Source organism: Micromonospora echinofusca, assembly GCF_017614955.1.
In the GTDB taxonomy this organism is placed as follows: Bacteria; Actinomycetota; Actinomycetes; order Mycobacteriales; family Micromonosporaceae; genus Micromonospora; species Micromonospora echinofusca_A.
Window position 1 is genome coordinate 23,327 of sequence record NZ_WVUH01000023.1, and the last position, 11,009, is coordinate 34,335.

At 74.2% G+C, this 11,009-nt stretch carries 9 protein-coding genes; 3 read left to right on the forward strand and 6 right to left on the reverse strand.

What is annotated here, in order from left to right:
- Positions 1 to 5: 5 nt before the first annotated feature.
- From GSF22_RS05110 to GSF22_RS35600, 3 genes are read left to right on the forward strand one after another with little or no spacing between them, the layout of a single operon-like run.
- Positions 6 to 1,931 (forward strand): RiPP maturation radical SAM C-methyltransferase, encoded by a 1,926-nt coding sequence (locus tag GSF22_RS05110; protein ID WP_208811566.1) that lies wholly within the window; start codon positions 6 to 8, stop codon positions 1,929 to 1,931.
- Positions 1,922 to 2,986 (forward strand): hypothetical protein, encoded by a 1,065-nt coding sequence (locus GSF22_RS05115; RefSeq protein ID WP_208811567.1) that lies wholly within the window; start codon positions 1,922 to 1,924, stop codon positions 2,984 to 2,986. Before GSF22_RS05110 ends, GSF22_RS05115 begins: the two co-directional genes overlap by 10 nt.
- A 1-nt stretch (position 2,987) precedes the next feature.
- Positions 2,988 to 5,231: a peptidylprolyl isomerase gene (locus GSF22_RS35600; protein ID WP_208811568.1), complete on the forward strand. Its 2,244-nt coding sequence runs from the start codon at positions 2,988 to 2,990 to the stop codon at positions 5,229 to 5,231.
- Positions 5,232 to 5,286: 55 nt separating this feature from the next.
- Here GSF22_RS35600 and GSF22_RS05125 read toward each other — a convergent pair whose 3' ends face one another.
- The 6 genes from GSF22_RS05125 to GSF22_RS05150 form a co-directional block, all read right to left on the reverse strand.
- Entirely contained in the window at positions 5,287 to 6,087 is an 801-nt protein-coding gene (locus GSF22_RS05125; RefSeq protein ID WP_208811569.1) for an ABC transporter permease, read from the reverse strand.
- Positions 6,074 to 6,853, reverse strand: a complete 780-nt coding sequence (locus GSF22_RS05130) for an ABC transporter permease (RefSeq protein WP_208811570.1) — start codon at positions 6,851 to 6,853, stop codon at positions 6,074 to 6,076. Before GSF22_RS05130 ends, GSF22_RS05125 begins: the two co-directional genes overlap by 14 nt.
- A complete protein-coding gene (locus GSF22_RS05135; RefSeq protein WP_208811571.1) occupies positions 6,850 to 7,860 on the reverse strand; it encodes an ABC transporter ATP-binding protein in 1,011 nt (336 codons plus the stop codon). Before GSF22_RS05135 ends, GSF22_RS05130 begins: the two co-directional genes overlap by 4 nt.
- On the reverse strand, positions 7,860 to 9,587 hold the full coding sequence (locus GSF22_RS05140; RefSeq protein ID WP_208811572.1) for a putative PEP-binding protein: 1,728 nt from the start codon (positions 9,585 to 9,587) through the stop codon (positions 7,860 to 7,862). The genes GSF22_RS05135 and GSF22_RS05140 overlap by 1 nt, the downstream gene beginning before the upstream one ends.
- Positions 9,588 to 9,854: 267 nt before the next feature.
- Positions 9,855 to 10,013: a hypothetical protein gene (locus tag GSF22_RS05145; RefSeq protein ID WP_208811573.1), complete on the reverse strand. Its 159-nt coding sequence runs from the start codon at positions 10,011 to 10,013 to the stop codon at positions 9,855 to 9,857.
- 151 nt (positions 10,014 to 10,164) lie between these two features.
- A partial coding sequence (locus GSF22_RS05150) for a phosphotransferase (RefSeq protein WP_208811574.1) occupies positions 10,165 to 11,009 on the reverse strand: 845 nt, incomplete at its 5' end.

Consider the following 11,009-nt stretch of genomic DNA (forward strand, 5'->3'; position numbering starts at 1 on the left):
TATGCATGGTTGAGTTCCTTCCACCGATCACCCGCCCGGACACCGTGGTACCCGAGCCGGCACCGGCCCGGAGCCTGCGGGTCGCACTGGTCAACATGCCGTGGGCCCGGCTCGACGCGCCGTCGATCCAGTGTGGACTGCTCCAGTCCGTGGCCCGCCGGGCCGGCCACCGCTGCGACGTGCACTACCTCAACCTCGACTTCGCCGTCGCCGTGGGACGGCAGGTGTACGAGGGGCTGTCCGAGATGCGCAGCGAACGGCTGCACCTGATCGGCGAGTGGCTGTTCTCCTTCGCCGCCTTCGGCGAGATCCTCCCCGAGGAGCGGTACTACCGGGACTTCCCCGAGGTCGGGACGGACTGGGCCCGGATCGCCGGCCGGAGCCTCGACGAGTTGACCGAGCTGCGCCGCAGCACCATCCCGCAGTGGCTCGACGCCTGCGTCGAAAAGATCGACTGGGGTGGGTACGACGTGGTCGGCTTCACCTCCACGTTCCTCCAGAACACCGCGTCCCTCGCCCTGGGGCGGGTGCTGCGCGAGCGCCACCCGGGCGTGGTGCAGGTCTACGGGGGCGCCAACTTCGACGGTGACATGGGGGCCGAGTACGCCGGCAAGCTGCCCTGGCTGGACTACATCGTCGCCGGTGAGGGCGACGTCGCCTTCCCCCGCCTGCTCGCCGCGATCGCCGGGTCCGGGGTGACCCCGGGTGACCCGCCGCGCATCCCGGGTGTGCACACCGCCGCCGGGCCGAACCCGGACGCCGCCGACGCCCCCCGGACCAGCCACCTGGACCAGCTACCGGTACCCGACTACGCGGACTACTTCACGAGTCTGACCGCACACGGCCGGGCCGGCGTGCTCGGCTCCGACCCGGTGAAGCTGCCGGTGGAGTTCGCCCGGGGGTGCTGGTGGGGGCAGAAGCACCACTGCACGTTCTGCGGTCTCAACGCGCTCGGCATGACGTACCGGTCGAAGAGCGCGGGCCGGGCCCTGGACGAGTTGTCCACCCTGCTCGGCACCTACCCGTCGGTGCACGTCGAGGCCGTCGACAACATCATCGACATGGGGTACCTCTCCTCGTTCTGCCGGGAACTGGCCGAGCGGCGCTGGGACATCCACGTCTTCTTCGAGGTCAAGGCGAACCTGACCCGCGAGCAGCTCGCGGTGCTGCGCCGGGCCGGCATCCTCTCCATCCAGCCGGGCATCGAGAGCCTGAGCACCCCGGTACTCAAACTGATGCGCAAGGGTGCCACCCGGCTGCTCAACATCAGGTTGCTGAAGTGGGCCCGCTACCACGGCATCCGGGTCGCCTGGAACCTGCTGACCGGGTTCCCCGGTGAACGCGACGACGACTACCACCAGCAGGTGGCGTTGATCCCGCTGCTGCACCACCTGGAGCCCCCGGACGGGTGCAGCCGGCTGTGGCTCGAACGGTTCAGCCCGTACTTCACCGATCCCTCGTTCCCGCTCTCCGACGTGCGGCCCCGGGCCAGCTACCGGCACATCTACCCCGACCACCTGGACCATTCGCGGATCGCCTACTTCTTCGACTACACCGCCGAGGGCACCGGCAGCGACGAGGCGTACCAGGCGCTCGCCACGGCGGTACGGCAGTGGCGTCGACAGTGGACGGCCCACCGGCCGTCCCTGATCTACCAGCGCCTGCCGGGGCGGCTGACCCTCGTCGACCGCCGCACCGACCAGCCCCGCAAGGCCGTCCTCACCGGTTGGCAGGCCGACGCGTACGAGCGGTGCGGCGACTCGCCCCGCTCGGCGGGCCGGGTCCACGGCTCGTTGCGGGACGACGGGTACGACGTCTCCGTCGCGCAGGTCACCGGGCTGCTGGACCGGTGCTGCCGGTCCGGGGTGATGGTCGAGGAGGACGGCCTCTACCTGTCCCTCGCCCTGCCGGAGAACCCGGGATGGTGGTGACCGCCGCCGAGCGCCGGGCCCTGGCCGGGCAGGTGGCCGCGCGACTGGCCGGTACGCCCGGGGTGACCGACGCCTTCCTCACCGGCAGCCTGCTGGTCGGGCTGGGCAACCGCACCTCCGACGTGGACCTCTACCTGCTCGGGCCGGACGTCGCCCCCGGGCGGCACCAGGTCTTCGCCGAGTCGGTCCGCATCGACGTGCACCGGGAGTCGACGGCCGGGCTGGCGGGTACCGTCGACCGGGTCGCCACCGCCTCCCTGCGCAGCGACGCCGGACCGGCCGTCGTCCCCGACCGGGACGTCGTCGCCGCGCTCCGGCTGCGCGCCGGGAAGGTCGTCGTCGACAGCGGGTACCTCGGCACCCTCCGGCGGCGGCTGCGGGAGCACGACCGGGTCCTGCGCCGGCTGCTGCTCACCCGGTGGCTCGACGCGGCCCACTACGGGCAGGAGGACCTGACCGGGCTCCTCGACGACCCGTCGGACGCCGATGCCGCCACGATGGTCGCCCGGTTGCTGCTGCGGACCGCCGGCAAGGCGGTCGCCGCCGCCTGCGACGACCTGTTCCCCGGCGAGAAGTGGGTGTGGCGGCAACTCGACCGGTCCGCCCCGGCCGGCTTCCCGCTCGCCGACTTCCGCCGGCTGCTGCGGGTGGACCCGCTGGCCGACCCGGCGGAGACCGGCCTGCCCGAGGTGCGGCGGTTCGCCCAGACCTGCCTGGCGGCGGCGGCCACCCTCGGTTGGCACCGGGTGCCGTTGGCGTACTGGCCGCGCTGGCATCCGGCGGCGGGGCCCCTGCACCGGCTGCCGGAGCTCTCCGTCCGGGCGTACGTGGACGGCGTGGTGGTCACCGCACCCGACAGCCGTCGGGTCCGGCTGAGCCACGCCGCCGCCCTGGTCTGGGCGCTCTGCGACGGGGTCGACGACCGGACGCTCACCCAGGACACCGAGCACCTCGCCCGGACCCACCCGGTCTACCGGAGCCTCGACCGGGAACGCACCGCCGGGCTGCTGGCCGGGCTGCTGGAGGCCCGCCTCGTCGAACGGAAGCGGCACTGACGTGAAGGTCAGCTACCACCGGAGCACCACCCTCGACCTCTACCTGGCCCTGCACCGGGAGGTACTGGGCCGCTGCTCGTGGGAGGTGAGCCTGCTGCCCCGGCCGGTCGAGCCGGTGATCGCCGCCTTCCGGGAGGGGCTGCGCGGCTGGCGCGGGGGCGGCACCCCGATCCCGCCGGTCGGCTTCGCCAGCCCGGACGGCCCGCCGGACGCTCCCGACGAGCCGACCCGCACGGTGCTGCGGGCGATGGCGGCGGCCCGCCCGTCCCTCGCGCCGGCGATCGACGGGTACGCCGAACACCGGGCCCACGCCGAGGCGGACCTCGACCGGCGGCTCTGCCTCGACCGGGTGGCCGGGCCACTGGCCGAGGCGATGGGGGTCCCCGGGTCGGATCTCGAACTCCCCCTCTACCTGGTGCCGTTCGCCCCGTACCCGCCGTCGGTGGGGTTCCTGACCGACGGCGGCCGGGTGGTGGCCGCGTACCTCGACTGCCGGCGCTACGTCGGCGCCACCCTGGCCGACGCCGTCCTGACCCAGTTGGGCTGGGCGCTGCTGCGCAACGGGCGGCATCCGGACCACCTGCTGCACCGGCTCCGCGCGCTGCTTCCCGACTCCGGCCCGTACCCGGACCGGCTGCGGCTGCTGCTGACCAAGATCCTGGTCGAGTTGACCGCCGGTCACCTGGTCCGGAGCACCGATCCCACCCACCGGCCCTGCGTCGACGTGCTGGGTACCGCCTGGCGGTTCCCCCGCCTGTACGACCTCGCCCGCCGGCACTGGCTGCGCTACCTGGACGGGCTGACCGACCGGGAGGACGCGCTCGCGGCCATCACCGGGGAGGCCGCGTCGTACGCGCCCCGGTGGTACGTGGAGAACGTCGACGGGGCCGCCCTGGCCGCCGACTTCTACCTGCTGGAGTGGCTGGCCGCCGCGGGTGACGCGGCGGCCCGGGCCCGGCTGGCCGACTGGGCGCCGCAGTTGAGCGCCGACTTCGCCACCCAGTTGGACGTCATTGTCGGCACCGAGCTGGGCCACTACGAGTGCGCCCGACGGGACACCCTCGACCCGGCGTTGGCCGGTTTCCTCGCCGAGGTGACCACCGGGGACAGTCGGGTGGGCTGGTGGCGCAGTCGCCGGGCGCTCGGCGAGGTACCCGCCCTCGACCTGGCGGTGCAGGCGTTCGCCGGCCCGGGGGTGGAGTACGGCGGGGAGGCGTGGGCGCCCATCGCGGCCATGCTGCGCCGGTACGCCGCCGGTGAACTGCCGGCCCGGGTCTTCATCGACCAGTGCTTCACCCTGCAACACAACAACGGCTGCCTCTTCGACAAGTACTTCGAGGCCGAGCACCTCTGGCCGGTGCTGGAGGCCCAGGCCGCCGGTGACCTGGAGTTGCTGGCCCGGCACGCCTCCGCCGAGGTCCGGGGGCGCTGGCAGCGGCACCGGCAACGCCGGGAGGCCGGCTACGCACCACGGTGGCTGGCCGGGGGCCGCGAGCCGGTCGCCCCGGCAACCGCGTCGGACGCCCCGGGCGCCGCGCCGACCGAGCCGCCATGGGCCGTCCCGACCCCGGCCGGGTCGCCGCCGGCCGGCGGGCGGCTCACCATCGGCGCCGCCCCGCCGGGCAGCCTGGGTTGCGGCTCCCGGGCCGAGGCGGCGGAGTACGCCCCGTCCCCGGCGGCGACCACCGCGCCGATCCGGTCGCGTACCTGGCACTTCCGTCGACCCTGGCCGGCGGAGCCGCAGCGGTACGAGCGGGTCACCGCCGTCCTGCACACCAACCTCGGGCCCCTGGAGCTGCACCTGTGGCCGCAGACGGTGCCGTACACGGTGGACAACTTCGTGGCGCTGGCCCGGGGTACCCGTCCCTGGCGGGACCCGGAGACCGGGGTCCACCGGCGGGAGCCGTTCTACGACGGCACCCGGTTCCACCGGCGGGTACCGGGATTCGTGATCCAGGCCGGTGACCGCTCCGGCACCGGTACCGGTGGCCCCGGTTACCGGATCCCCGACGAGTTCCAGCCGGATGCCACCTTCGACCGGCCGTTCCTGGTGGCGATGGCGAACAACGGCCGGGACAGCGCCGGGTCGCGGTTCTTCGTCACCCTCGCCGCCGCCCGCCACCTCGACGGCGCGTACGTGCCGTTCGGCGCGGTGCGCGACCCGGCCTCCCGGGAACTGGCCGTCGCCATCGCCACCGCCCCCGGCGAGGTGCTCATCGAACGGGTGACCGTCGACGCCGACTGACGGCTCGTCGACCTGCCGGGCGACGGTCCGCTGCCCCGGTCGGTGTCGGGCAGGCTCAGGCGAAGTCGTCGTGTCCGTGCCGCCGGGCCCGGCGGATCTGCACGGCGACCACGAGCGTCGCGGCGCCGAGCCAGGCCACGCCGACCACCGCCTCGGCCACCACACCGGACACCCACGGGTCGCCGCGCAGGTGGGCGTGGATGGCGGCCAGCCCGTGCCGGCCGGGGACGACCGTCCCGATCGCGTCCAGCGCGGGGATCCGACCCGGTGGCAGGAAGGCACCGCTGCACAGCAGCACGACGTACCCCATCAGGTTGCTGACCAGTGTCTCCGCCCGCCGTCCGACCGCGAAGGCCGCCGCCGCCAGACCGGCGGCCATCGCGGTGAACGCGACGAGCAGGTAGATGCCGGCCACCGGGAGGAGCCGCACGGCGAGCCCACCGAGCCCGGCGAGCGGGGCGACGACGGCGGCGGAGACCAGCAGCACGGCGAACCCCACCACCGGGTACGGCAGGGCGCGGGCGGTGAACACCACCATCGGGGTCAGGTGGCCGGTACGCAGCCGCCAGAACGTCCCCGACTCCTTGTCGGCGACCGGCACCTGGGAGACGTAGAGGATGACGGTCATGGCCAGTCCGAGGACCAGCCCGCCGACGAAGGCGTACTCCTGGTGCCGGGTCCCGGCGAGGACGCCACCGAGCAGCGTGAAGAAGAGGATCTGCAACAGCATGCGCGGCAGGATGCTGCCGACCACGACGCTGGGCGGGTTGACGGCGTGGAACTCGCGCCAACCGAACCGTACCGTCTCCCCCAGCCGCCACAGCGCCGGCCCGGTCAACCGGTCAGACGAGCTCAAGGGTCCCCTTCCGCCGCCCGGCGTCGACCGCGACGCGCAGGCAGACCACCGCCAGCAGCAGGTACCCGGCTGTCAGCGCGACGGCCACCCCGAGGGGCGCGAGCCGCACCGGGCCGCCGCTGACCGCCACCACGAACTCGTGCACCCAGCGGAGACTGAGCAGCGCCGGCACCCAGCGCAGCCAGACCGGCAGCGCGTCGGGTGGGATCAGCAGGCCGCCGAGGATGAAGACCGGGTAGATCAGCGCACCGGACCAGGCCAGGCCGTGCCGGGTCACCAGGAACAGACAGGCCAGCAGCATGCCGAGCGCGGTACCCGAGGCGACCACGACCAGCAGCGCCACCAGCAGCCAGCCCGGGTGCGGTACGGCGAACCGGAACCCGAGCAGCGCCACCACCACCGCCGAGCTGGCCAGGATGCCGACCGCGCTGTAGACCGTCGCCCCCAGGCTGCGGCCGAAGAGCACCAGACTGGGCGAGTAGAGACTGGTGACGCTGCGCGCGAGGGTGCCGTAGCCGCGCTCGCGGCGCAGCACCCCGCCCGCCGTCCAGACGGTGGCACTCCACATCGCGGTCAGCACGACCGCCGACACGGTGACGGTCGCCTCGCCGGGGGTCAGGTCCCGGGTGCCGGCGACGACGAAGAGCAACGCGACGGGCTGGATCACGGCGACCACGACCACCATCGGCCGGGTACGCATGCCCTGCTGTTCGGCGCGCAGCGCCATCCACGCCACCCACCCGCCGGCCAGCAGACGCTCGGTCATCGGCGGTCCACTCCGGCTGCTCCGGCCGGCTCGTCCTGCGCCGTCCGGGCCGGCTCGTCCTGCGCCAACCGTTGCATGACGAGGGCGTACACGTCCTCCAGCCGGACCGGGGCGACGTCCACGCCGAGCACGTCGGCGTCGGCCAGCGCCGCGCTGAGCTGCTGGAACATCTCGCCACCCCAGTCGGGTACGCGCAGCCGCGCGGTCCACACCCCGCCCTGGTCCTCGACGCTCTCCACCGTCATCCCGTAGGAGTCGAGCCGCGCCGGCAGCGGGCCGCGCCCCTGCACGGTCACGGTGGCCGCGAACCCGGCCGAGCGGGCGAACTCCGTCGCCGGGGTGTCCACCATGACCCGGCCCTGCGCGATGACCAGCACCCGGTCGGCCAGGCGTTCGATGTCGAGCAGGTAGTGGCTGGTCAGCAGGATCGAGACGCCGGTCCGCCGCAACGCGGCGATGCTGGTGCGCAGCCGCTCGGCCTCCACCGGGTCGAGCCCGACGGTCGGTTCGTCCAGCAGCAGCAGGCGGGGCTCCGCGACCAGGCCGAGCGCGATGTGCAGCCGCTGCCGCATGCCCTTGGAGTACGTCTCCACGGGTCGGCGGGCGGCGTCGGTGAGCCCGACCCCGGCGAGCGCGTCGTCCACCTTGGCGCGGATGGTCCGCCGTCCGACCCCGGCGAGCATGGCGAAGTACCGGAGGTTGTCCCGACCGGAGAGCGCCCCGTAGAAACCCCGGTCACCGCCGAACACCACGCCGGTCAGGCGACGCACCGCCCGCAGCTCGCGGCGCACGTCGTGGCCGAAGACCCGGGCGGTACCGGTGGTCGGCTCCAACAGGGTCGCCAGGATCTTGGTCAGGGTGGTCTTGCCGGCGCCGTTGCTGCCGAGCACGCCGAGGATCTGCCCCTGGGCGACCTCGAACGTGACGTCCCGCAGCGCGACCACCTCGTGCCGGCCCCGGCCGAACACCCGACCGACGCCGGTCACCTCGACCGCCGGTACGCCCATCACGCCTCCCCGTTCCGCCGGGCGGCCCGCGCCGCCCGGGCGACCGCCAACCGCACCACGGGCAGCCGGGCCGGCGAGCACGACAGGTAGCCGACCCGGAGCTCCCGGAGCAGGCGCACGGCCACCGGATCGACCGCCTGCTCGCCGCACACGCCGATCCCGATTCCGGGCTTCACCTTACGGGCGGTGTCGACCGCGTGACGGACGAGGCCGCCGACACCCTCGTCGTCCCACCGGGCGGTCGGCGGATCGGTGATCAGGCCCAGATCCTGGTACCGGGGCAGGAGTTCCCGTTCGGCGTCGTCCCGGGACAGTCCCCAGACCAGGGCGGTGAGGTCGTTGCTGCCGATGGAGAGGAAGTCGGCGACCCGGGCCAGCGCACCGGCGACCAGGGCGGCGCGCGGGGTCTCCACCATGGCCCCGACCGGCATCGGATCGGCCTTTCCGGTGAGCCCGAGCGCGTCGTACGCCTGCCGGAGGGCGGCGCGGACCAGCTCCACTTCGGCGGGCAGCGTCACCATCGGGACCAGGAGTTCCGGCCGGGGGTCACCGCCGTCCCGCCGGACCCGGGCGGTCGCCTCCACGAGGGCGGTCACCTGTGCGGCGAGCAGCAGCGGGTTGAGGACGGCCAGCCGGACACCACGTACCCCGAGCATCGGGTTGCTCTCCCGGAGCCGGCGTACGGCGGCCAGCCGGACCGGGTCCGGACCGGTGTCGCCCCGGCTCTCGGCCAGCGCCGCGGCGACCTCCAACCCGACCGGGTCGGGTAGGAACTCGTGCCGGGGCGGGTCGAGCAGCCGCACGGTCACCGGCAGCCCGTCCATCACCCGCAGCATCGCCACGAAGTCGGCACGCAGGATGTCCCGCAGTTCCGCCAGCGCCTCGCCGCCGGATGCGGTCCCGGTGCCGGTCAGGGCACGGGCGAGCAGTGGTTGCCGGTCACCGAGCAGCATGTGCTCGATCCGGCACAGACCGATCCCGCCGGCCCCGGCGGCCCGGCCGGCCGCCGCGTCGGCCGGGGTGTCCGCGTTCACCCGCACCGGCAGGTCCGCGTACCGGTCGGCGACCGCCAGGAGCCAGTCGACGGCCGACGCGACGTCGTCCTCGACGCGTGGTGGCTCCCCCGTCACCGCGCCCCGGTACAGGCGGCCGGTGTGTCCGTCGACGGTCACCGGGTCACCCGCGACGACCGGTTCCCCGGTCGTCGGGCGCAGGCAGGACGCCGCCGGGTCGACCCGGGCGTCGGTGAGCGCGGTGACCCCGACCCGGCCGAGTCCACGGGTCACCACGGCCGCGTGGGAGGTGCTCCCCCCGTGCTCGGTGACCACTGCGGCGGCGGCCAGCAGGCCGGGCAGGTCCTCCGGCCGGCTGGCGGGCAGGATGAGCACCGGGTCGGCCCCCTCGGCGCGGACGGCGACCGCAGCCGGGGTACTGAACACGGCGACCCCGCTGACGATCCCGGGTGCGACGCCGAGCCCGTGGCACACCACGGGAAGGCCGGTCACCCGGGCGACGGGGGTGAGGGCCCGACCGAGGTCCGGGTCGTCGACCAGGTCGAGGGCCTGCGCGTCGGTGAGGGCGCCCCGCGCCGCGAGACGCGCGACGTGCGCGACGAGGGCGGCGCCCCGGAGTTCGGCCGGGGTGACCGCGACGACCTGCACGTCCGTACCGTCGAGCACGAACTCGACGCGTACCGGACAGCCGGCCTGCCGGTGCGCGGCGGCCACGAGCGCGGCCAGGTCCGCGCCCCACGGCTGCGCCGGTGCGACGACGGCGAGGTCGTGGCCGCCGGTCAGGAGAAGCTGCGATCCCGTCGCGGCGAACCGGATCTGGCCCGACAGTCCGGGCCGACCGGTGAGCGGGTCGCACGAGTACGCGAGCCCGCTGGCGGAGTCGGTGAGCAGCCTCGGTCTCCCGTCTGGGACGTGGAGACTCCGGCGAGCGGTGCACCCGCCGGATCCCCCGTGAGATGGTGCGTGGTGCGCTGTCCTACGTCAGCCGCGGACCGCGTCCACGTGGACGCCGAACAGGTACGTCCGGTCCTCCACCTGGAAGGCCTCCTCGTCGGTGATCGGAGTGAAGTCCAACTCGACGAGGTCGTTCTGGGTGTCCGTTGCCAGCGGACGCTCTGAGGCACGGGTAACGGTATCCATATAGGCGAGACTACATACGTGCTATGTGTTCCGCGACCCCGCTCCGGCGACACCATTCGCATTCATGATCAGCATTCCGGCTGGTCCCGGTATCCGGTGTCGCTTCCGGACACCAGTGGGCCGGTACCCCGGAAAGCGACACCCGGTCCGGTCAGGAATCGAGATATCCACTGAGATACGTCCACGCGGCGGCGGTGTCGGCGGTGTCGCCGTGGGGGCGGCGCAGGTCGTCGACGTAGCCGGCGATGTCGGCGAGTTCCCACCACAGGGGCCAGAGGGCGAGGCCGTCCACGGTCACCGTCCGGCCGGTGGCCCCGGTGTAGCGGTCGAGGAGGTCCCCCACCTGCCCGTCCGGCTCGCCGCCGGCCAGTCGGTCGAAGGCGGGCGTGAGCATCCACAGGTCCCGCTCCGGCGGGGCGAGGCGGACCGTGTCCCAGTCGACGAGCCGCAGGCCGTCCCGGGTACGCAGGAGGTTGCCGGGGTGCGGTTCGCCGTGCGTGACCACCGGTGCCGCCCCGCTCCGTCGGACCCGGTCGACCAGCCGGTCGAAGTCGGTGAGCAGTCCCGCCACGTAACCGGCACGGCCGGCGAGCAGCCGTCGGGCCGGCTCGCCGTACGGCCCGGCGGTCCACTGCCGGTCGAGGTCCGCCAGCGCCCCGTGCAGCCGGTCCCGGCCGGGCAGTGTCAGGTCGAGCCGGGGCGCCGTGTCCGCGACCGCCGGGGTGGCCCGGTGCAGCCGGGCCAGCAGGTCGACCACCTCGGTCCGGTCCCCGGACGGATGGGGACCGAACCGGCCGGCGGTACCCGCCACCATCGGTGTCACCGACAGCGCGTACCGGTCGGTGAGCCGGCGCACCACCGCGCCGGTGCGGGTCGGCACCGGGGCGACGACGAGGTCCAGCCCGGCGTCGGTGTGCAGTGCCGACGCGGTACGGAACGCCCGGTCGAGCTGGTCCGCTGCCGCCTCCCGCCCGGTGCCCCCCGTGCCTCCGGTGC